At 67.2% G+C, this 22512-nt stretch carries 17 protein-coding genes; 12 read left to right on the top strand and 5 right to left on the bottom strand.

Going from position 1 to position 22512, the window contains the following annotated elements:
• Together BMY06_RS40565 and BMY06_RS10755 are read left to right on the top strand one after the other, a co-directional pair.
• Positions 1 to 173, top strand: a 173-nt coding sequence (locus tag BMY06_RS40565; RefSeq protein ID WP_143064414.1) for a transposase, incomplete at its 5' end; no start/stop codon positions are given.
• Positions 174 to 432: 259 nt separating this feature from the next.
• Positions 433 to 1404, top strand: coding sequence for an NAD(P)H-dependent flavin oxidoreductase (locus BMY06_RS10755; protein WP_074982982.1), 972 nt, complete (start codon positions 433 to 435; stop codon positions 1402 to 1404).
• Between the two features lie 53 nt (positions 1405 to 1457).
• Here the strand turns inward: BMY06_RS10755 and BMY06_RS10750 are convergent, their stop codons facing one another.
• The 3 genes from BMY06_RS10750 to BMY06_RS10740 form a co-directional block, all read right to left on the bottom strand.
• A complete protein-coding gene (locus tag BMY06_RS10750; protein ID WP_065062009.1) occupies positions 1458 to 2402 on the bottom strand; it encodes a LysR family transcriptional regulator in 945 nt (314 codons plus the stop codon).
• Between the two features lie 184 nt (positions 2403 to 2586).
• A complete protein-coding gene (locus tag BMY06_RS10745; protein WP_065062008.1) occupies positions 2587 to 3696 on the bottom strand; it encodes a porin in 1110 nt (369 codons plus the stop codon).
• 715 nt (positions 3697 to 4411) lie between these two features.
• Complete coding sequence (locus BMY06_RS10740) at positions 4412 to 4981, bottom strand: hypothetical protein (protein ID WP_065062006.1); 570 nt, start codon at positions 4979 to 4981, stop codon at positions 4412 to 4414.
• A 544-nt stretch (positions 4982 to 5525) separates the two neighbouring features.
• On the opposite strand from BMY06_RS10740, the gene BMY06_RS10735 reads away from it, so the two are divergent.
• On the top strand, positions 5526 to 6566 hold the full coding sequence (locus BMY06_RS10735) for a bile acid:sodium symporter family protein (protein ID WP_065062004.1): 1041 nt from the start codon (positions 5526 to 5528) through the stop codon (positions 6564 to 6566).
• 351 nt (positions 6567 to 6917) lie between these two features.
• Positions 6918 to 8768: an EAL domain-containing protein gene (locus BMY06_RS10730; RefSeq protein ID WP_074982981.1), complete on the top strand. Its 1851-nt coding sequence runs from the start codon at positions 6918 to 6920 to the stop codon at positions 8766 to 8768.
• Positions 8769 to 8903: 135 nt separating this feature from the next.
• On the opposite strand, the gene BMY06_RS10725 is transcribed toward BMY06_RS10730, so the two are convergent.
• Positions 8904 to 9059 carry a DUF3309 family protein gene (locus BMY06_RS10725; protein ID WP_042296285.1) on the bottom strand — a complete coding sequence of 52 codons (156 nt, stop codon included), beginning with the start codon at positions 9057 to 9059 and terminating at the stop codon, positions 8904 to 8906.
• A gap of 232 nt (positions 9060 to 9291) precedes the next feature.
• Here BMY06_RS10725 and BMY06_RS10720 point away from each other — a divergent pair, with 232 nt between their 5' ends.
• The 7 genes from BMY06_RS10720 to BMY06_RS10690 all read left to right on the top strand — a co-directional run bounded on the left by BMY06_RS10720 (position 9292) and on the right by BMY06_RS10690 (position 19005).
• Positions 9292 to 10380, top strand: coding sequence for a LacI family DNA-binding transcriptional regulator (locus BMY06_RS10720; RefSeq protein ID WP_074982979.1), 1089 nt, complete (start codon positions 9292 to 9294; stop codon positions 10378 to 10380).
• Positions 10381 to 10464: 84 nt separating this feature from the next.
• On the top strand, positions 10465 to 11784 hold the full coding sequence (locus BMY06_RS10715; protein ID WP_074982978.1) for an AGE family epimerase/isomerase: 1320 nt from the start codon (positions 10465 to 10467) through the stop codon (positions 11782 to 11784).
• A gap of 97 nt (positions 11785 to 11881) precedes the next feature.
• On the top strand, positions 11882 to 12856 hold the full coding sequence (locus BMY06_RS10710) for a carbohydrate kinase family protein (RefSeq protein ID WP_074982976.1): 975 nt from the start codon (positions 11882 to 11884) through the stop codon (positions 12854 to 12856).
• 133 nt (positions 12857 to 12989) lie between these two features.
• Positions 12990 to 13211 (top strand): hypothetical protein, encoded by a 222-nt coding sequence (locus BMY06_RS10705; protein ID WP_065061996.1) that lies wholly within the window; start codon positions 12990 to 12992, stop codon positions 13209 to 13211.
• Between the two features lie 271 nt (positions 13212 to 13482).
• The gene (locus BMY06_RS10700) at positions 13483 to 13728 is read left to right on the top strand and encodes a hypothetical protein (protein ID WP_065061994.1); all 246 of its coding nucleotides are present in this window, start codon (positions 13483 to 13485) and stop codon (positions 13726 to 13728) included.
• A 357-nt stretch (positions 13729 to 14085) separates the two neighbouring features.
• On the top strand, positions 14086 to 15114 hold the full coding sequence (locus BMY06_RS10695; RefSeq protein ID WP_080180590.1) for an ion channel: 1029 nt from the start codon (positions 14086 to 14088) through the stop codon (positions 15112 to 15114).
• A 222-nt stretch (positions 15115 to 15336) separates the two neighbouring features.
• Positions 15337 to 19005 (top strand): indolepyruvate ferredoxin oxidoreductase family protein, encoded by a 3669-nt coding sequence (locus tag BMY06_RS10690; protein WP_074982975.1) that lies wholly within the window; start codon positions 15337 to 15339, stop codon positions 19003 to 19005.
• 111 nt (positions 19006 to 19116) lie between these two features.
• Here BMY06_RS10690 and BMY06_RS10685 read toward each other — a convergent pair whose 3' ends face one another.
• Complete coding sequence (locus BMY06_RS10685) at positions 19117 to 20394, bottom strand: EAL domain-containing protein (RefSeq protein ID WP_074983034.1); 1278 nt, start codon at positions 20392 to 20394, stop codon at positions 19117 to 19119.
• Between the two features lie 416 nt (positions 20395 to 20810).
• Between BMY06_RS10685 and BMY06_RS10680 the strand changes: the two genes are divergently transcribed.
• The gene (locus BMY06_RS10680; RefSeq protein ID WP_065061990.1) at positions 20811 to 22478 is read left to right on the top strand and encodes a Na+/H+ antiporter; all 1668 of its coding nucleotides are present in this window, start codon (positions 20811 to 20813) and stop codon (positions 22476 to 22478) included.
• The last annotated feature ends 34 nt before the right edge of the window (positions 22479 to 22512 follow it).

Genomic DNA, 22512 nt, shown 5'->3' with positions numbered 1-22512 from the left:
GTCTGAAGGCTGGCGTGCGCGCCAAGGTTGAACATGCGTTTCGCGTGCTCAAGCAGCAGTTTGGTTATACGAAGACGCGGTACCGGGGATTGGTGAAGAACACCGCGCAGATCACGACACTGTTTGCGCTGGGCAACCTCTGGATGTCGCGCAGGGCTCTAGCCAAAGTGTGAAACGCTCGGGTCAGGCCGTGAGTCTCGGAAAACGAAGATCATCATGCTTCAAAAGCCGGACGACCAACCTGCGAGCAGACGCTTACGGCTGATACGCCCAACGTGAAAAAAGATCACCGCTCTGAAAGAGTGTTGTGCAGACCTTCCCTAGAAACCGAACACTCCCTCCAGACGATGCGGCGGCGCGCGCGGCATGCGCGCGAGGACGCGCACCTATAATCGAACGACCGTTTTATAAGCGATGTAAGGAGATCCCGTCATGGCATTGCCCGCCGTCCTGCAGAACCTGTCCTTGCCCGTCGTCGCCTCGCCGATGTTCATCGTGAGCTATCCCGAGCTGGTGCTCGCGCAGTGCAAGGCGGGCATCGTCGGCTCGTTCCCGGCGCTCAACGCGCGCCCCGCCGAACTGCTCGACGAATGGCTCACGCAGATCGAGGAACAACTCGCCGCGCACAAGGCCGCGAACCCCGACGCCGTGATCGGCCCGATCGCCGTGAACCAGATCGTCCATCAGTCGAACGCGCGGCTCGAACACGACATCCGCGTCTGCGTCGAACATCGCGTGCCGATTTTCATTACGAGCCTGCGCGCGCCGCCCAAAGAACTGCTCGACGCGGTGCACAGCTATGGCGGCATCGTGCTGCACGACGTCATCAATCTGCGCCACGCGGGCAAGGCGCTCGAAGCGGGCGTGGACGGGCTGATCCTCGTCGCGGCGGGCGCGGGCGGCCACGCGGGCACGACCTCGCCGTTCGCGCTGGTGGGCGAAGTGCGGCGCATCTTCGACGGCCCGATCGTGCTCTCGGGCGCGATCGCCAACGGCGGCTCGATCCTCGCCGCGCAGGCGATGGGCGCCGATCTGGCCTACATGGGCACGCGCTTCATCGCGACCCAGGAAGCGCACGCGGTCGAGGCGTACAAGCACGCGATCCTCGAAGCCAAGGCCGCCGACATCGTCTATACGAACCTGTTCACGGGCGTGCACGGCAACTACATCCGCGAAAGCATCGTGAACGCCGGGCTCGATCCGGACGCGCTGCCCGAGTCGGACAAGTCGAAGATGAGCTTCGACAGCGGCGCGGCGAAGGCGTGGAAGGACATCTGGGGCGCGGGCCAGGGCGTCGGCCTGATGGACGACGTGCCGTCGGTGGCGCAACTGGTCGAGCGCCTGAAGCAGGAGTACGGCGAGGCGAAGGCGCGGCTGGGTATCGGGAAGTCAAGCGGGCGATAAAAGCGAACGATAAAAGCGGGCGGCGCGCAGCCAGCTCGCGCCCGCCCGCGCCGCTAGACCACCGTGCGCAAGGCCGCGGCGCGAATCTGCTCCACGCCCGGCCAGAGCGCGCGCGAGCCGAAGCGCTCGGCGAGGAAATCGACGAACGAACGCACCTTCGCCGACAGATGGCGGCGGCTCGCGTAAACGGCGTAAATCGGCAGCTCGCGCGGCGGCAGCGCGTCGACGAGCAGCGGCACGAGGCGGCCCTCGGCGATGTCGTCGCCGATCACTTCGGTGCCGAGCATCGACAGCCCGCCGCCCTGCAACACCACCACGCGCAGCGCCTCCAGGTGATTGACGATCAGGTTGCCGGCCGGCTTGGCCCGCGCGCCCGCCTCCGAGAACGGCGCCAGCTCGGCCGCCGACGCGCCCGCGTAATGCACGAACTTGTGCTTCGCGAGATCGGCGACCGTCTTCGGCACGCCGTGGCGGCGCAGATACTCGGGCGAGGCGCACAGCACGATATGCGCGGTGGCGAGCGGCCGCGCGATCAGCGAAGACGATTTGAGGCCCGAAGGCGAGGCGCGGATCGCCACATCGAAACCCTCGTCGATCAATTCGACGACGCGGTCCGACAGCGTGATATCGACGGTCACCTGCGGGAAATCGGCGGCGTAGTCGGCGACCGCGCCCATCACGTGGCGCAGCCCGAACGCCGTCAGCGACGACACGCGCAGCCGCCCTTGCGGCACCACGCTCGCGGCGCCGACGGCCTGACCGGCCTCGTCGAGTTCGGTGAGCGCCTGGGCCACGCGCTCGTAATATTCGCGCCCGGCCTCGGTCGGCGCGACGCGGCGCGTGGTGCGGTTCAAGAGGCGCGCGCCGAGCTGCTGTTCGAGGTGCATCACATGCTTGCTCGCCATCGCCGCCGACATGCTCATGCGCTCGGCCGCCGCCACGAAGCTCCCCGCCTCGACCACCTGCCGGAACACTTTCATGCTGACGAGGGTATCCATCGCGTCTTTCTTCCCGCAAAAATCAGGTTAATCAGGAAACAAATCAGGAAATAATCGGCGATATTGTGCGCGCTTTATCAAATCCTGGTAGCCAAACACCCAGGCTTCGCCGTTGCGCGCGCAATAAAAAACCCCGCGCTGCGAACAGCGCGGGGTTTTTTCCCCGGCGGGTGAAAGCGCGCGCCTAGAACTTCGCGCGCAGGCCCACGCCGTAGGTCATGCCCGACGACATGTTGTCGTAGTGGTCGTACATGTAGGCCGCGTAGACGTCGGTGCGCTTCGACAGCGGATAGTCGTAACCGACCGCCGCCGTGTTGTGCGTCTGGTTCAGGCCGCCGCTGTCGCGCGAGTACGCGTACGACGCCATCACCGTGCCCGGGCCGGCCGGCACCGAGACGCCGCCCTGCGCCGTGTTCACGTGCCAGCTGCTGATGTCGCTGTTGTTGTTCGTGTACATGTACTGGCCGAAGAACTTCACGTACTTGAGGTCGTACGACAGGCCGACCTGCGCCACGCCCTGGCTGCGCAGGCCGACGATGGTCGCCTCGCCGCTGACGATGCTGCCGATGTCGCCCGGCGTGCTGTTGAAGTTCACGTACTGATACACGGCCGTGGCCGCGAACGGGCCGTGGAAGTACAGCGCCTGGGCGCTCCACTTCTTCTTGCCGTTGTCGCCGGCCTGGTTGCCGAGCGCGTACATCACCGAGCCCGACAGGCCGTTGAAGTTCGGCGTCGAGTACTGCACCGCGTTGTTCCAGCCCGAGTCGCCCACCACGCCCTGATCGGTCGTGTAGGTCGGGTAGGTCGAGAGGCCGAGATAGACGTGGTACACCATCGGCGAGAAGGTGTACGAGTCGATGAACGGGTTGAACAGGATCGTCGAGACGAACAGCTGCGTCGTCAGGCGGCCCGCCGTGAACGTACCGTACGGCGATTCGAGGCCGACGTAGGCGTTACGCGCGAAGAACGTGTCGCCGGAGAAGCGGCCGTCCTGGCCGTTCTGCGCGCGGAAGAAGCTTTCGAGCGCGAAGATCGCCTTGTAGCCGCTGCCGAGGTCTTCCGAGCCCTTCAGGCCCCAGTACGACGTCGACATGCCGCCGCCGCCGACGTTCCAGGCCGTCTGGCTGCCGGGGAAGCGCGTCGCGCCGACCCATTCGTCGACCTGACCGTAGAGCTGAACGCTCGATTGCGCAAACGCCGACGACGAAGCGCCGGCGAGAACGGCGGCGATGGCGCACGCCTTGAGAGACGTGCGCAAGGGCGTGCGCAGCGCGCGGCTGACGGCTGTATTCATGAGTTCTCCTGTCCTTGTCAAAAAAGTGAGACTGGCGGCTATGGCGCTCGCGCAAACCGTTTGTTTTTCGTCGGCCGCAGGCGTGGCCGTTCTGGGCGGATCCATCTTTGCGGACCATTTTTATGGACAAAAATATCGGTTGTTATCGCCGGTATATCGGCCCGATTAGTTTGTCGCCCGTGAAACCTGCCTGGTCGGTTTTTGGCGCCTCGTGCGCTGCGTCGCAGCATCGACTTCGCTCGCTGCGCGACCTTTGCCTGCGGGGCTTTGACCCGGTTTTCACGTGCACCGGCGCTTCCGATGACGCACCGCCGTAGCGAAGGCGAGATTTGATGACGAAAGGGTTCTGTATGACGAGTGATTTCCAAAAAAGTGTGGTATCCACGCGTCAGTTTCGTGTGATGAAGGCGCAAGCGGCGTGTGGAAGCGCTTTCGGCGATTTCGCGCGACGTGAAATGCGGCGCGTCGGGCGAATCGCAAGACAGCGGGAAGCGCGCCGAAAGTGCGCTTGAAAGACGATCGGAAGTGAAGTGGGACGGGTTGCGCGGGGAAGGGTGAGACGCGCGGGCGGGAAGAAGGGGGCGCGTGCGTGGGCGGAGGGTGCGCGCGGGGTGATCGGCAGGTCGGCGTCCGTGGCAGTTAGTTGCGATAAACCAAGCCGAGGTCGCCGAGCGCGCCTTGGCGGTGGCCCTGCCCGTCAGTTAGTTGCGTGGCTTCAGTTTCGATACGGCGACGACATCGGCGGACGAGGCACGTCGCCGCCGCCGCGCGCGTACGGCCGGAAGCCGCCACCGCGCTCTTCGTTATAGCGCGCGACGTCTTCGCGGATCGAACCGGCGCGCACCGGCGAATCGGCGGGCGGATGCGGCACTTGACGCGTTTCCGCGCTCACGGGCTGGATGGGGCCGTGATAGCCGCCGCCCGTGCCGAAGCCGTTGCCATAAGGGTTGGCGTAGGGATTGCCGCCGTAGCCGCGCGAGCCGCCATTGTCGCGGCGCGAAGCCTGACGGCCACCGCCGCGCTCGCGCCAGCCGCCCTGGTCGGCGACGCGCATCGGCACGGGTGCGACGCCGCCGTGCGGGACATAGCGCATGCCCTGCATGCCGCCGTAACCGCGCGGCGCTTCGCGCACCACGGGCGCGCGCTGAAACCCACCGCCGCCGTGGAAGCCGGGTTGTGCATGGGCGAGCGCAACGAGGGCCGCCAAACCGGCCCCCAGTATCCACTGCCCCATCCGTAACAACCCTGCACGCATTGTGTCGATCACCTGCCCGACGATCAGCATGGCGTCCAGCCACTCGGGCCATGGCGGGCCAATTCCGGGAAGCGTGCGCGGCGCGTAACGATTGCCGCCGCAACGGTCGCCCTGACGTTCCTTGACGGTAATTTATGGGCGCCCGGAAGGGGTGTCGAGCCAAAAAATGTTATGCCCTCGGAAGGGTTGTAACACCATGTTACTGCTGGATTTCCGGTCTTTCCGGCGCGCTTCGGCCAGGCCCGGTTCGTGCTCCTGAAAGCCCGTCCGGCGTGGCTTTGCGGGCAGAAGGGCGGGATCGTTCGGCGTGCTTCGCGATGCGCCTTTCGCCAGAGGAATAAGGTGATGGGCAAGCGCATTGTCTCGCGCCGGCGACACCCGTCGACGCCCTTCCGGCCGTCGCGAAAATCGCGCCTGAAAGCCGCGACTTCATGCGCACTGCTCATTAATCAATTCTTCAAATGAATTTGCATTTTCAATGGCCTTGCGCCGACAATAGCGTTCCCGATGATCCGTTGTGCGCCCATCGAACCGCGCACGGCGAGGCGCTGCTGCGCGCACCCGAGATTGTGTAATGGCTCGTCCGAAATTCCTGCCCGATAACTTCACGCTGTGCCTCGTCGGCACCGTGATCCTCGCCAGCCTGCTGCCCGTGCACGGCGCGGCCACCGTGCCGTTCAACTGGCTCACCAACGTGGCCGTCGGCCTGCTGTTCTTCCTGCACGGCGCCAAGCTCTCGCGCGAGGCAATCGTCGCGGGCGCCACGCACTGGCGTCTGCACCTCGTCGTGCTGGCGAGCACCTTCGTGCTGTTCCCCGTGCTCGGCCTCGCGCTCAAGCCGCTGCTCTCGCCGCTCGTCACGCCCGCGCTCTATATGGGCGTGCTGTTCCTCTGCACGCTGCCCTCCACCGTGCAGTCGTCGATCGCGTTCACCTCGATCGCGCGCGGCAACGTGCCGGCGGCCGTGTGCAGCGCGTCGGCGTCGAGCCTGATCGGCATCTTCGTCACGCCCGCGCTGGTGAGCCTCGTCGTCACCAATCAGACGGCCGGCGGCACCTCGGCATGGCACACGGTCTGGAACATCGTGCTGCAACTGCTCGTGCCGTTCGTCGCGGGCCAGTTGCTGCGCCCCGTCATCGGACGCTGGATCGAGCGCAATCGCGGCGTGCTCAAATTCGTCGATCAGGGCTCGATCCTGCTGGTGGTGTTCGGCGCGTTCTCGGAAGCCATCAACGAAGGGCTCTGGCACCACACGCCGCTCGCCGCGCTCGGCGGGCTCGTGGTGGTGAACGCGGTGCTGCTCGCGCTGGCGCTCGGCATCACGATGTTCACGAGCAAAAAGCTGGGCTTCTCGCGCGCGGACCAGATCACCATCATTTTCTGCGGCTCGAAGAAGAGCCTCGCGGCGGGCGTGCCGATGGCGAAGGTGATCTTCGCGTCGAACGCCGTGGGCGCGGTCGTGCTGCCGCTGATGCTGTTCCACCAGATCCAGTTGATGGTGTGCGCGGCGCTCGCCCAGCGCTGGGGCGCACGCGACATGAGCGCCGAGCGCGCAGCCGATGCCGGCGACGAATCGCGCGCCGGCGGCGAACGCACGGCGGCGGCGCGTCGATAACGCCTTCGGTGGGCGCGGCTGCGCCCACCTTCTTCCTCTCGCTGCCGGGTTCTTCGCGCAGCCACCCCATCCTCACCGACCGACCCGCGCCACTCGCTCGCGCGCTCGTCTTCCTCCGCTGCATCCGCCCTTCATCGCGACCCTGACGCTCCCCGGCCACAGCGCCGCGCCGCGCAAATCGCCGCGCAAACGTTAGCCTCCCGGTCCGCGCCCCCTTTTCGTCTGACTGTCATTAAAAGTTCATTCAATTGGCAGACGCTGCTGCCGTTATTTCTGTCGTCAAAGCCTGTCTTGGCTCTTTCCATGTCTGCACGCGCGTCCACGCCGCCGGTCCAGAGAACTGCGGCTCCGATGGCTATTCCGCTGTCCGCCGCCAGCCCGGCCGGCATCGAAGCCTTGATCGCCCAGCGCCAGCTGCGCGCCGTCTTCCAGCCGATCGTCGATTTGGACGATGGCGCGATCCTCGGCTACGAGGGCCTCGTGCGCGGTCCCGCCGATTCGCCGCTCGAATCCCCGGCCGCCCTGTTCGCCGAGGCGAACCGCGCCGGCTGCACGCTCGCGCTCGAACGCGCCGCGGCGGCCGCCTGCATCGCCGCCTTCGCGCAGCTCGGCTGCCAGGGCAAGCTGTTTCTCAATTTCAGCGCCGACGCCCTGCGCGACCTGACCGATCACGGCCGCGACATGCTCGCGCTGTTCGACGGCACGCTCGACGCGCACCGCGTCGTCATCGAGCTGACCGAGCAATGCGCGGTCGAGGACGTACGCGGCTTCAAGCACGTGGTCGCGGCGCTGCGCGCGGCGGGCGCGCAATTCGCGCTCGACGACTACGGCAGCGCCAACGCGAGCATGAATGTGTGGGTGCAGTTGCAGCCCGACGTCGTGAAGATCGACCGCTTCTTCATCCAGGACATCGCCAACGACGCGCTCAAGTTCGAAGCCGTGCGCGCGATGCAGCACTTCGCGCAGGCGAGCGGCGCACGGCTCGTCGCGGAAGGCATCGAGAACGAGGCCGATCTGATCGTGCTGCGCGATATGGGCATCGCGACCGGTCAGGGCTTCTTCCTCGGACGGCCCGAGGCGCAGCCGCCGCGCGCGCTGGCCGAACGCGCGCGCGACGCGCTGCGCGCGCAGCACATCGCCGTGTTTCCGGAAGCCACGCGACACACGGGCGCGAGCGGCAACGGCAGCGCGCCCGCGGAGAAAATGCGCGTGCACGCACCCGCGCTGCCGCGCAAGGCGACCAACAACGACGTGCTCGAACTCTTCACCCGCCTGCCCGATCTGCACGCGGTGGCCGTGGTCGAAGGCGAGACGCCCATCGCGCTGATCAACCGGCGCGCCTTCATGGACCGCTACGCGCTGCCCTATCACCGCGAGCTGTTCGGCAAGAAGGCGTGTCTGCAATTCGCGAATGCGTCGCCGGTGCTGATCGAGCAGACCATGAGCGTCGAGCAGATGGCGACGCTGCTCGCGAGCGACGACCAGCGCTATCTCGCCGATGGCTTCGTGATCACCGACAGCGGCCGTTACGCCGGGCTCGGCACCGGCGAGAGCCTCGTGCGCGCGGTCACCGAAGTGCGCATCCAGGCCGCGCGTTACGCGAATCCGCTCACCTTTTTGCCGGGCAACATTCCGATCAGTTCGCACATCGACCGGCTGCTTTCACACGACGCGGGCTTTCACGCGTGCTACGTCGATCTGAACCACTTCAAGCCGTTCAACGACCAGTACGGCTACTGGCAGGGCGACGAGGTGCTGAAGTTCGCGGCGCAGGTGCTCGCCGACGCGTGCGATCCCACGCGCGATTTTCTCGGCCACGTGGGCGGCGACGACTTTCTGCTGCTGTTCCAGAGCGAAACCTGGCGCGAGCGCGTGCGCCACGCGATCGAGACCTTCAACGCGGGCGCGCAGCGTTTCTACGCGCCCGCCGACCGGCTCGCGGGCGGCATCCACGGCGAGGACCGCCAGGGGCATCCGGCCTTCTTCGCCTTCGTGACGATGGCGGTCGGCTGCGTCCATATCGCGCCGGGACACGGCGCGCAACATGGCAGCGACGCGATCGCGTCGCTGGCCGCCATCGCCAAGCGCCGCGCGAAGCAGGAAGCGAGCGGACTCGTCGTGATCGACGGCGGCGAAAGCGCGACGCTGCTGCCCACGCTCGCGGCGACGGCGAGCGCTCACGCGAACGCGACACCGGCCTAGCGCGCAGGACGCGAAGAAAGCGCAATCGACAACCGAACGCAGACGAAAAAAACGAAGCCGGCGCGGAGTGATCCGCGCCGGCCTTTTTTGCTCTGGGTGCGTCATGCAGGTTACGCACCCTTAACCCACGCGCCGCTAGATCGTCCCCATCAACACCAGCACGACCACGACGATGACCACGATGCCCAGCGTGCCGGACGGCGCGTAGCCCCAGGACCGGCTGTGCGGCCATGCAGGAAAAGCGCCGATCAGCAGCAGGATCAGTATGACGAGAAGCAAGGTGCCGAGCATGATGCCTCCGTTCCGTTTCGAATGATGACCTGCGACATAGCGCAAACGCCGTGCCCGTCGTCCGCACGACCGACGATGTTTAGGAAGTTTTACTAAACATGTCAATTTACGTTTATTCCCTTTATTACGGGTATTTACGGGGGTTTTTCAGCCCGATGCAACGTTGTGTGCCACAGTTTTTACTATACAATCGCCGCACACCTGACCACACCAGCCAGGGCTAACAGGAATCATGGGGACAACCATTCGCGACGTCGCGCAGGCGGCCAACGTGTCGATCGGCACGGTGTCCCGCGCGCTGAAAAACCAGCCGGGGCTTTCCGAAGCCACGCGCGCGCGCATCGTCGAGATCGCGCAGTCGATGGGCTATGACAGCGCGCAGCTGCGTCCGCGCATCCGTCGCCTCACCTTCCTGCTGCACCGCCAGCACAACAATTTCGCGGCCAGCCCGTTCTTCTCGCACGTCCTGCACGGCGTGGAAGACGCGTGCCGCGAACACGGCATCGTGCCCGCGCTGCTCACCGCCGGTCCCGCCGACGACACCATCCAGCAATTGCGCCTGCACGCGCCCGACGCGGTCGCCGTGGCGGGCTTCGTCGAGCCCGAAACGCTCGCCGCGCTGGTCGCGCTGCAACGCCCGCTCGTGCTGATCGACCTGTGGTCCGAGGGCCTGCGCTCGGTGAATATCGACAACGCCGCGGGCGCCGCGCTCGCCATGCATCATCTGTTCGCCATGGGGCGGCGGCGCGTGGCGTTCATCGGCGGCTCGCTCGCGCACTACAGCATCGCGCAGCGCGCGCTCGGCTACCGGCGCGCGTTCTTCGAAGCCGGTCTGCTGTTCGATCCGTCGCTCGAAACCACCATCGAAGGCGGCCTCGATCCGGACACCGGCGCGGCGCTCGCAATGCAGCGTCTGCTCGACGGCGCGCGCCAGCGCGGCGAGGCGGCGCCCGACGCCGTGTTCGCCTACAACGACGCCGCCGCGCTCGCCGCCCTGCGCGTGTGCCAGGCGAACGGCCTGCGCGTGCCCGAGGACATCGCCATCGTCGGTTTCGACGATATCGCCGCCGCCGCGCACGCCACGCCCGCGCTCACGACGCTCGCCGTCGACAAGGAAGCGCTCGGACGGCGCGGCGTCGAATTGCTGCTCGAAGAAACGCCGCAAGCGAACGAGATCGTGCTGCCGGTGCGGCTCGTCGAGCGCGCGAGCACGACGAGCGGCGGGTTGAAGTCAGCGCCGAAATCCGCTGCGTCACTCACCGCGCCGCCGCCATTGGAAACCGCCGCGCGTCGCGGCAAAACGCAACCCGAAGCGTCCTGAAGCGGTCGCAGAATCACGCCGCATCGCCAGAACAACGTAGCAAACCGAATCAAGCCGAACCCACGCAGCCGAGATGAGAAAGCCATGACGAAGCCATCCGACACCGCACTCACCGTTGAAGCCCAGACCGCCGCGCCCGCCGTCGCGAGCTTTCGGGACCGCGCCTTCCTGCTCGGCCATATCGCCGACACGCTGCGCTTCTACGCGCCCAACGTGTACGACCCGTCGGGCGGCTTCTTCCACTATTTCCGCGACGACGGCTCGATCTACAACGCGCATTCGCGCCATCTCGTGAGCAGCTGCCGCTACGTGTTCAACTACGCGATGGCGTACCGCGAAACCGGCGAGGCGCAGCATCTCGACTACGCGCGCCACGGCCTGCAATTCCTGCGCGACGTGCATTGGGACCCGCAGCTCGAGGGCTACGACTGGGAGATCGACTGGCGCGACGGCCAGAAGCGCACGCTCGACGCCACGCGCCACTGCTACGGCCTCGCCTTCGTGCTGCTCGCTTACGCGCACGCCGCGATGGCCGGCATCGAAGAAGCGAAGCCGATGATCGCCGCCACCTTCGAGCTGATGGAGCATCGCTTCTGGGACGGCGCGGCGGGCCTCTACGCCGACGAAGCGAGCGCCGACTGGGAGGTCTCCAGCTATCGCGGCCAGAACGCCAACATGCACACCACCGAGGCGCTGCTCGCGGCCTACGAGGCGACCGGCCATCTGGTCTATCTCGACCGCGCCGAGCGCGTCGCGTCGAACATCACGCTGCGTCAGGCGCGGCTCTCGCAAGGGCTGGTCTGGGAGCACTTTCACGCCGACTGGTCGGTCGACTGGGACTACAACAAGGAAGACAGCACGAACATCTTCCGCCCGTGGGGTTTCCAGCCGGGCCACCAGACCGAGTGGGCCAAGCTGCTGCTGATTCTCGAACGTCATCGTCCGCTGCCGTGGCTGCTGCCGCGCGCGATCGAGCTGTTCGACGCGGCCATGATGCACGCCTGGGACAACGATCACGGCGGCCTCTACTACGGCTTCGGGCCCGACTACACCGTCTGCGATCACGACAAGTATTTCTGGGTCCAGGCCGAGACATTCGCCACCGCCGCGCTGCTCGGCAAGCGCACCGGCAACGAGCGCTTCTGGGACTGGTACGACGAGATCTGGCGCTACAGCTGGAAGCATTTCGTCGATCATCGCTATGGCGCGTGGTATCGCATCCTCACCTGCGACAACCGCAAGTACAGCGACGAAAAGAGCCCGGCCGGCAAGACCGACTATCACACCATGGGCGCGTGCTACGAAGTCCTGAACGCGCTGCCCGGACGCGGCATGGCGCCGATCGTCGGGCGCGAGGAAGAGCACGCGAACGTCAGTGCCAACGGCACGGACGGCGCGGCCTGATCCGCGCGACACGGCAAGAGATAACCGCAAAGCACCCGCAACGCACCGGCGACGCACAAGCAACGCACCCGCGACCGATTCAGCGAAGGAACATGCGATGAGCACCTGCAGCACTGGCCCCGACTTCTCGACCGGCTTCCCCGCCTTCATTTCGGCGGGCGACATCCTCACCGATCTCGTGCGCGGCGCGGCGCCCGAGGGCTCGGCGCACACCGGCGCGCCGGGCACCGATTCGAGCTGGCGCGCGCATCCGGGCGGCGCGGGCTGGAACGTGGCGCGCGCGGTCGCGCGTCTGGGCCTGCCGACGGCCTGCGCCGGCTCGCTCGGCACCGACAACTTTTCGGACGAACTCTGGAACGCGAGCGTCGCCGCCGGTCTCGACATGCGCTTCATGCAGCGCGTCGAGCGCGCGCCGCTGCTCGCGATCGTGCACCAGACGCATCCGCCCGCGTACTACTTCATCGGCGACAACAGCGCGGACCTCGCCTTCGATCCCGCGAAGCTGCCCGAGGGCTGGCGACGCCACGCGAAGTGGGCGCATTTCGGCTGCATCAGCCTCGTGCGCCAGCCGCTCGGCGAAACGCTCGCGACGCTCGCCGCCGAGCTGCGCGCGCAAGGCGTGAAGATCAGCTTCGATCCGAACTACCGCAACCTGATGGCGCACGGTTACGAGCCGATCCTGCGCCGCATGGCCGCGCTCGCCGATCTCATCAAGGTCTCCGACGAGGACCTGCGCATGCTGTTCGCCGACAAGAGCGAGCCGGACGCGATCGCCGCCGTGCGCGCGCTCAATCCGGCCGCGACGCTGCTGGTCACGCGCGGCGCGCAGCACGCGACGCTCTACGTGGGCGACGAGGTGATCGACGCGACGCCGCCGCGCGTGCAGGTGGCCGACACGGTGGGCGCGGGCGACGCGTCCATCGGCGGTCTGCTGTTCAGCCTGATGAGCACGCCGCAGCGCACTTGGCGTCAGCATCTGGCGTTCGCGCTGGCTGCGGGCGCCGCCGCCTGCCGCCGCGCGGGCGCGCATTCGCCGACGCTCGACGAGGTCGTCGCGCTGCTGGAAGACTGAAACGCGCGGGCGTTGCACCGTTACGAGGCATGACACGCAAGCGCCGCGCGAGCGTCACATGCGTGCCCCGCAGGCGCGCGGTCAACGTGCTAGCATGGGATTCCCTTCCTCGAGAAGCACGCTGGAGCCCGCTATGGACGACGTCACCTACACCAAGGGGATCTACACGGCAGTCGCCTCCGTGCGACCCATGAACGCCGGCCAGTACCAGGGCCTGGTCTCCCTGGCGCGCGACGACGGCGAAGATCTCGAGAACGCGATCTACGAAGTGGAAGCCGCTTCCGGCACGCCCGAGGAAGCGCTGGAGGAAGCCAAGGCGCTCGCGCACCGGCTGCTCGGCGAACTCGAACTGTAAGCGCGCCGCAGTCGCACGGTATTCGAGCCGTCTTCAGCGCCGTACTCGCGACGTATTCGAATCGGCCGATGGATTAGCGCGATCCGTTTAGCGCGTCGAACCCGTGTCCTCCACTTCCTGTGTTCCGTCCGGCGAGGCGATCCCGCGCCGGACGGTTTCCCGCGTCCGGCACGCAACCGTGCGTGCGCGGGCCGCAACGGCGACTGCGCCGCTGCCCGGGATCGCATGCGGCGCGTTGCGTTGCGCCGCTGCGGTCGAATGGAGGGTCGACATGACCGAACAGCTCTTTCTCTACGGCGTCTACGCCATCCATGTGCATCCGCTCGAATTGCAGGGCGCGCGCTGGGACGCCGAGTATCAGATCACCCATCGCGACCAGGCCGTGCAACCGTGGATCACGATCGGCGGCAACGCGGGCTTTCCGCAAAGCGCCGAAGCGATCGACGCCGCGCACCGCCAGGCCATCGCCGATATTGAACACGGCGCGGGCATTCCGAAGCCGCGCGCGTTTCCTTAAGCGGGATGCGGTTCCTTCGGCGGGACGCGGTTCTGCACGCGGAACGCGGTTTCGTAAGCGACAGGCCCGCGGTTCCTTGAATCGCTTCCTTGCACGAACCGCAGACGCGGCGCATGGGCGGTCCGCAGGCCGCGCGCACGACTTGCTCATCGCTCACGCGTAGCGCTGCGCGGTCGCGCGCGGCTTGCACGCGACCGCGCAGCGCCCTTTTCTGCGCCCTTTTCTGCGCCCTTCCCCCGCCCTTTCCAACCGCCCGCCGCCGCTTCCCGGCGCGCACGCGCGGCACCGCATGAATCGCGCTTGTCCTGCACGCGCGGCGTTGCTACGCTCTCGCCATTCCGACCCCGAAGGACCGCCATGACGCCCGATTCGCCGGAGGGCACCGCGAACGAGGAAGCCGCGCGCGCCGCCGACCAGGCCGACGCGCACGCCGCCACCGACGAAGACCGCAAGCGCCCCGGCAGCGACCGCACCGACGCCTGGCAAACGCGCGGCGGCCCCGCGCCGCGCCGCCTGCACATCGGTTCGCGCGAAGTGCTCGTCTACGGCATGCCGGTGCATGGCTGGCAGGATCTCTATCACACGGCGCTCACCATGCGCTGGCCCACCTTCTTCGCCTCGCTCGCCGCGCTGTTCGTGGTCGCCAACGCGTTCTTCGCGTGCCTCTACCAGCTCGGCACCGCACCCATCGCGAACCAGTATCCGCACGGTTTCGCGGGCGCGTTCTTCTTCAGCGTCGAAACGCTCGCGACGGTCGGCTACGGCGACATGCATCCGCAAACCGTCTACGCGCACATCGTCGCCACCTTCGAGATCTTCGTGGGCATGTCGAGCATCGCGCTCGCCACGGGCATCGTGTTCGCACGTTTCTCTCGTCCGCGCGCGAAGATCCTGTTCGCGCGCCAGGTGGTCGTGCATCCGATCGAAGGCCGCCTGACGCTGATGGTGCGCGCCGCCAACGCGCGCCAGAACGTGATCGCCGAAGCCAGCGCGAAGCTGCGCCTCGTGCGCATCGAAACCTCGTCGGACGGCTACACCGCGCGGCGCATCCACGACCTCAAGCTCGTGCGCGACCAGCATCCGCTCTTCACGCTCGGCTGGAACCTGATGCACGTCATCGACGAAACCAGCCCGCTGCACGGCGCGACGCCCGAGTCGCTGGCGCTTGAGGCCGCCACGCTGCACGTGGTGATCGAAGGCTCGGACGAATCGACCGCGCAGACCATGCAGGCGCGCTACATCTGGCCGGACGGCCAGGTGCGGTTCGGCCATCGTTACGTCGATCTGATGAGCGAAGACGGCGGCGTGAGCCGGATGGACTACACGCACTTTCACGACGTCGAGCCCTTCGATCGGACCCGGCCTGACAGACCGCGTGTGATCTGAATCAAAACCGCGCGCAGCCGCGCCGCGCGCGCCGGACGCGCGACGAAAGAGAATTTCCCTCCAAAGCTCGCCATTGCGAGCAGGCTTTGGCGCATTCGGCGCATGCGCCCGCAGAGTTAGCAAAAAACTTCCGCTATTGACGCGAAAAAATGGAGTCTTCGGCGAGCGCACAGAAAGACGCAGAGACGCAGCGCTCGCCACACAAGAACGGAGACTTCCCCCATGACCGCGCGTCCCGCGTTTGGCGATCAGCCTGCTTCGCCGCCCTTTTCGCCGCCCCTCGCCGATTACCAGCTCACCGACAACCTCACCGCCACGCGCGGCCGCATCTTCCTGACCGGCACGCAGGCGCTGATCCGCCTCGCGCTGATGCAACGCGCGCTCGACCGCGCGCACGGCCTGAACACGGCGGGCTTCATCAGCGGCTATCGCGGCTCGCCGCTCGGCATGGTCGACCAGCAGGCGTGGAAGGCGAAAAAACTGCTCGAAGCCGCCGACGTGCGCTTCCTGCCCGCGATCAACGAGGAACTGGGCGGCACGGCCGTGCTCGGCACGCAGCGCGTGGAAGCGGACCCCGAACGCACCGTCGAAGGCGTGTTCGCGATGTGGTACGGCAAGGGCCCGGGCGTCGATCGCGCCGGCGACGCGCTCAAGCACGGCAACGCCTACGGCTCGTCGCCGCACGGCGGCGTGCTGGTGGTGGCGGGCGACGATCACGGCTGCGTGTCGTCGTCGATGCCGCATCAGAGCGACTTCGCGATGATGGCGTGGCACATGCCCGTGGTGAATCCGTCGAATATCGCGGACATGCTCGAATTCGGCCTCTATGGCTGGGCGCTCTCGCGCTACTCGGGCGCGTGGGTCGGCTACAAGGCGATTTCGGAAACCGTGGAATCGGGCTCGACCGTCGATCTCGACGCGCTCAAGACCGACTGGCAAGCGCCCGAATTGGCCGATGCGGATTTCGCTGCGCCGCCCGGCGGTCTGCACAACCGCTGGCCCGATCTGCCGAGCCTCGCGATCGAGCAGCGTCTCGCGGCCAAGCTCGACGCCGTGCGCCACTTCGCGCGCGCGAACAGCATCGACAAATGGATCGCGCCGAGCCCGCACGCGAACGTGGGCATCGTCACCTGCGGCAAGGCGCATCTGGACCTGATGGAAGCGCTGCGCCGGCTCGACCTCACCGTCGCCGATCTCGAACAGGCGGGCGTGCGCATCTACAAGGTCGGGCTTTCGTTTCCGCTGGAGATGTCGCGTCTCGACGCCTTCGTCTCCGGTCTCACCGACGTGCTCGTGATCGAGGAAAAAGGCCCGGTGATCGAGCAGCAGATCAAGGACCATCTCTACAACCGGAGGGACAGCGGCACGGACGGCGCGCGCCCGGCCGTGATCGGCAAGCATGCGGAGGACGGCACGCTGCTGCTTTCCGAACTCGGCGAATTGCGCCCGTCGCGCATCCTGCCGGTGTTCGCCGCATGGCTCGCGAAGCACAAGCCGATGCTCGACCGCCGCGAGCGTGTGGTCGACCTCGTCGCGCCGCAGATCCTCTCGAATGTCGCCGATGCCGTGAAGCGCACGCCCTGGTTCTGCTCGGGCTGCCCGCACAACACCTCGACGAAAGTGCCCGAAGGTTCGATCGCGCAAGCGGGCATCGGCTGTCACTTCATGGCGTCGTGGATGGAGCGCGACACCACCGGCCTGATCCAGATGGGCGGCGAAGGCGTGGACTGGGCCGCGCATTCGATGTTCACGAACACGCGCCACGTATTCCAGAATCTCGGCGACGGCACCTACTTTCATTCAGGCATCCTTGCGATTCGCCAGGCCGTGGCCGCGAAGACCAACATCACCTACAAGATCCTCTACAACGACGCCGTGGCGATGACGGGCGGCCAGCCCGTGGACGGCAGCATTTCCGTGCCGCAGATCGCGCGCCAGGTGGAAGCCGAAGGCGTCTCGCGCTTCGTGGTCGTGAGCGACGAACCCGAGAAATACGACGGCCATCACGGCCAGTTTCCGAAGGGCACGACGTTCCATCATCGCAGCGAACTCGACGCCGTGCAGCGCGAACTGCGCGAAACACCAGGCGTGACCGTGCTGATCTACGACCAGACCTGCGCCGCCGAAAAGCGCCGCCGCCGCAAGAAAGGCGAGTTCCCCGATCCGGACAAGCGCCTGTTCATCAACGAAGCCGTCTGCGAAGGCTGCGGCGATTGCGGCGTGCAGTCGAACTGCCTCTCGGTCGAGCCGGTGGAAACCGAACTGGGCCGCAAACGCCGCATCGATCAGTCGTCGTGCAACAAGGACTATTCGTGCGTGAACGGCTTTTGCCCGAGCTTCGTCACGATCGAAGGCGGCAAGCTCAAGAAGGCCGCGGGCGCGGCGTTCGATCCGCAGGCGCTGGCCGCGCGCGTGAGTGCGCTGCCGTTGCCGTCGACGCATCTCGACAACGCGCCCTACGACATTCTCGTGACCGGCGTGGGCGGCACGGGCGTGGTGACGGTGGGCGCGCTCATCAGCATGGCCGCGCATCTGGAAGGCAAGAGCGCATCGGTGCTCGATTTCATGGGCTTCGCGCAGAAGGGCGGCTCGGTGCTGTCGTTCGTGCGCTTCGCCGTGACCGACGCGCTGCTCAACCAGGTGCGCATCGATACGCAGCAGGCCGATCTGCTGCTCGCCTGCGACATGGTGGTGGGCGCGAGCGCCGACGCGCTGCAAACGGTGCGCCACGACCGCACGCGCATCGTCGTGAACACGCACGAGATTCCGAACGCGTCGTTCGTGCAGAACCCCGACGCGAATCTGCACGCCGGCGCGCTGCTCGCGAAGATGCGTCACGCGGCGACGAACGGCGCGACGCCCGCGCAGGATCCGCTGTCGACCTGCGATGCCCAGGCGCTCGCGCAACGCTATCTCGGCGACACCATCGGCGCGAACATTCTGATGCTCGGTTTCGCGTGGCAGCTTGGCCTCGTGCCCGTGTCGCTCGCGGCGCTCACGCGCGCGATCGAGTTGAACAACGTGGCCGTGCAGGCGAATCTGTTCGCGCTCTCGATCGGCCGTCTCGCCGCCGCCGATCCGGCCGCGCTCGAAGCGCTCGACCTTCGGCGCGCGAGTGTGGCCAGCGAAGCGGCGCTCACCGCGCGCAAGCTCACGCAAACGCTCGACGAACTGATCGCCGATCGCGAAGCGCGTCTGCTCGCGTATGGCGGCGCGGGCTACGCGAAGCGCTATCGCGCGCTGACCGACGCCGCGCGTCTCGCCGACAAGTCAGCCGATCAGGCGCTTGCTCGCGCGGTCGCCGCCACGTTCTACACGTTGCTCGCGGTGAAGGACGAATATGAAGTGGCGCGCCTGCATGCCGATCCGGCGTTCCGCGCCGCGCTCGAAGCGCAGTTCGAAGGCCAGGCGGGCAGCGACTTCACGGTGAAGTTCAACCTCGCGCCGCCGCTGATCGCGCGCGAAAAACACGGCCAGCCGCCGCGCAAGATGCAGTTCGGCCAATGGCTCTGGCGCGCGCTCGCGCTGCTCGCGAAGGGACGCGGCGTGCGCGGCACGTGGTTCGATCCGTTCGGCCACACGCTCGAACGCCGTATGGAACGCGCGCTCGCCGACGATTACGAGGCCACGTTGCGCGGCGCGCTGATTCAACACGCGCACACGACAACGGACAGCGCCGCCGACCTCGCGAAGTTCGCGAGCCTGCATCAGCGCGTGCGCGGCTACGGCCACGTGAAGCTCGCGAACCTCGCGGCGGTCAAGCGCGGCGAGCGCGAACTCGCGGCGCGTCTGGGTATCGACGTGAAGACGAGCGCGGCCGTGAGCGATGCGCTCGCCTCGTTCAAGGGCGCGGGCGCACTGCGCGGCATTCCGGTGGTCGTGGCGAAATAAGCCCTGTTTTCAGAGGTGAAATGATGCAATGCGAACGGCGCGGGCTCATCATGGCTCGCGCCGTTTTCCATTGCGCTTCGATCGACGTGAGCGAAGCGCTCACACTCACGTTCAGGCCAGTTCTTCCGCCATCCAGTCGACGTCGCCGCACAGCACGCACAGGCGGTCGCCGACCTGCACGGCCATCGAGAGCGTCACGCACGGCAGCGCCTCGTTGATCGACAGATACGGCGACGTCACATGCACGCGTCCCGGCGAGACCAGCGCCGCGCGGAAGTACGGCCGGCGCAGCCAGTTCGCGCCCTGCGCGTCGTCGAGCGGCAGGAAGCGCGCGCCCTGGTCCGCGCGATCCACGCGCAGCACGACGTTGCGCCCGGCCTGACGCCCGCTCGCATCGAGCAGGAAGCAGCGCGCCGCGTGATCGAGCGCGAGAAAATTCCAGCACACCTCTTCGAGCGGCTCGCCCGCGCCCAGCCGCTCCGCCGCGCGCTCGAACGCGCGCACATAGGGCGCGAGACGGCTCGTGGTGCCGCGCTCGCGCGCCTCGGTCTGCTCGCGGTAACGCTCGGTCGCCTCGGCGATCACGGTCTGCGCGTGCGTGGCGTCGGTCAAGCCCGGCGCCGGACGCGCGAAGAAAAAGCCCTGCACGAAGTCGGCGTTGCAGGCGAGCGCGATCTGCGCTTCGTGCTCCGTCTCCACGCCCTCGATCAGCACGAGCTTGCCCGCCTCGTGCAGCAGCGAAACCAGCGCGGGCAGCGTCGCGGCCATGTCGGCGCGATGCGCGGCGTGCATCAGCATGATGCGGTCGAGCTTCACGATGTCGGGATTCAGTTGCCACACGCGGCCGATATCGACATGACCGGCGCCGAAGTCGTCGAGCGCGATCAGAAAGCCGCGTTCGCGGAACTCGGCCACGGCGTGCGCGAGCGCGTCGAGATCGGTGGCCTCGGCTTCGAGCACTTCGAGCACCACGCGCCGGGGCGGCAGCCCGAGCCGCCGCAGATTCGCAAGCAGCGCCGCCGCGTGATACGGCTCGATCAGCGTGCCCGGATGCACGTTGAGAAACAGCCACTCGCGCTCGGCGCCGAGCAGCGAGAAGTTCTCCAGATGCAGCCCCTGAGCGAGCCGGTCGACCTGCAGCGCCTCGCCGACGCGCGCGGCCGCGCCGAATACGTCGAGCGGCGAGACGGGCCGGTCGAGCGCATCGTGCGCGCGCAGCAGCCCTTCGTAGCCGATCGCACGCATGTGCGAAAGGCTGAACACCGGTTGAAACACGCTGGTGAGCGCAAGCTCGCCATGTTGCGCGCTATAGCGCTGCAGCCCCGACGAAACGCTCAGGGTGAACCCGAGCGGCGCCGCGGCCATCTTGTCCTGCTGCTCTGTGATCATGCCTTCCTCTTCGCGCAAGTTGATCGCCGCGGGCGTGCGTACCGGCGGCCGATGCGTTGCGTCGTTGGCAGGCGATAAAGCAAGGTCCGTGCGCACGCTGCGACCCGCCCTGCATCGAAGCCTGCACCGCGCACCGTGCGCGTGCGCGCGCGGCGGGCATGATGCGTCCCTGCACGCACCAGAATCGTGCATACGACCGCTGCCGCCATGCTCGCCGCAGCGAGCGCCCTACAAGTCCCTTGCACGCTTCGCGGCGTGCGCAGCCGCGCTCGGGCTACACTTACCGCCAACCGCCGCCTGCCTCGTCAGGCATGCTCCGCATCGTTCGCCGCGACACCGCGGCACGTTCCGCATTCAACGGATGATTGGGGCCGCACCGCGCGCCCCCGCATCCCCGCTCGTCTCGCCGCTCATCGATGGAAACCATTTTCACCGTTCTCATTCTGCTCCTCGCCGTGGCCCTTTCGGGGATCATCGTGCGGCTGCTGCCCGTCAAACTGCCCCTGCCGCTGTTGCAGATCGCCATCGGCGCGTTGCTCACGTTCCCGCGCATCAATCCGCACGTGACGTTCGATCCCGACGTCTTCATGGCGCTGTTCATTCCACCGCTGCTGTTCGCCGACGGCTGGCGCATGCCCAAGCGCGAGTTCTTCATGCAGCGCCGCGCGATCCTGCTGCTCGCGCTCGGCCTCGTGCTGCTGACCGTGGTGGCCGTCGGCTATTTCGTGCACTGGCTGGTGCCGCAGATCTCGCTGCCCGTGGCCTTCGCGCTCGCCGCCGTGCTCTCGCCGACCGACGCCGTCGCGCTCTCCGCCATCGCCGGCAAGGACAAGATTCCCGCGCAGCTCATGCACATCCTCGAAGGCGAAGCGCTGATGAACGACGCGTCGGGCCTCGTCGCGCTCAAATTCGCCGTGGCGGCGGCGCTCACGGGCGTGTTCTCGCTGCGCCAGGCCACGCTGAGCTTCTTTCTGATCGCGGCGGGCGGGCTCGCGGTGGGCGCGGCGATCGGCTGGTTCTTCAGCTTCATGTCGTCGCGCTTCCTGAACGTCGATGCCGAAGGCGACCCCGCGCCGGGCGTCGTCATGACCTTGCTGATTCCGTTCGCGGCTTACCTGTTCGCGGAACATCTCGAAGTCTCGGGCGTGCTCGCCGCCGTGGCCGCCGGGATGATGATGAACTACACGAGCGTCGCGCACATGGGCCCGGTGTCGGCGCGCGTGCGCGCGACCAGCACGTGGTCGATGATCGAGTTCGTGTTCAACGGCATGGTGTTCACGCTGCTCGGCCTGCAATTTCCCGGCATTCTCGGCAAGGCGCTGCTCGACGCGCATCACACGAGCAACGTGCAGATGCTGCGTCTGCTCGGCTATATCGGCGCGGTGCTGATCGCGCTCTACGCGATGCGCTTCGGCTGGGTCTGGCTGCTGCGCTGGGTGGCGAGCCGCGGCGCGGCGCGTCACGGCGTGGCCAATGCGGTGCCGGGGCTGCGCACCGTCGCCATCACCACGGTCGCGGGCGTGCGCGGCGCGGTGACGCTCGCGGGCGTGCTCTCGCTGCCCGTCGCGCTCGCAAGCGGCAAGCCGCTGCCGGGCCGCGACAGCGCCATCTTCATCGCCACGGGCGTGATTCTCGCGTCGCTGCTGGTGGCGATCGTCGGCTTGCCCTTGCTGTTGCGCGGCGTGCGGCGCGGCGCGCATCCGGCGCACGTGGCCGAGGAACGCGCCGCGCGTGTGCAGGCCGCGCAGGCTGCGATCCGCGCCGTCGACGCGCTGCACGAGACCGCCACGGAGGACATGAACGAATCGCAGTCCGCCTATGCCGCCGACACCACCGCGCGCGTGATGGACACCTATCGCCGCCGCCTCGCGACGCTCGACGCCGACCGCGATCTCAGCAAGCACGCGCGCGAAGCCGAATCGCTCGAATTGCAGATGCGCCTCGCGGCCATGCGCGCCGAACGCGCGACGCTGCTCGATCTGCGCAACCGGCAGACGATCAACGACGAAACGCTCGCGAAGCTGATGCGCGAAGTCGACCTCTCGGAAACGGCGATGACCACGCGCGGACGCAATCGCGGCTAACGCATCACGCTGCGCAAACAAAAAAACGCGACGC

The sequence above is a fragment of the Paraburkholderia tropica genome (genome assembly GCF_900109265.1).
Classification (GTDB): Bacteria; Pseudomonadota; Gammaproteobacteria; order Burkholderiales; family Burkholderiaceae; genus Paraburkholderia; species Paraburkholderia tropica.
The sequence above is the reverse complement of the archived record's forward strand: the minus strand, read 5'-3'. Positions and strand labels throughout refer to the sequence as shown.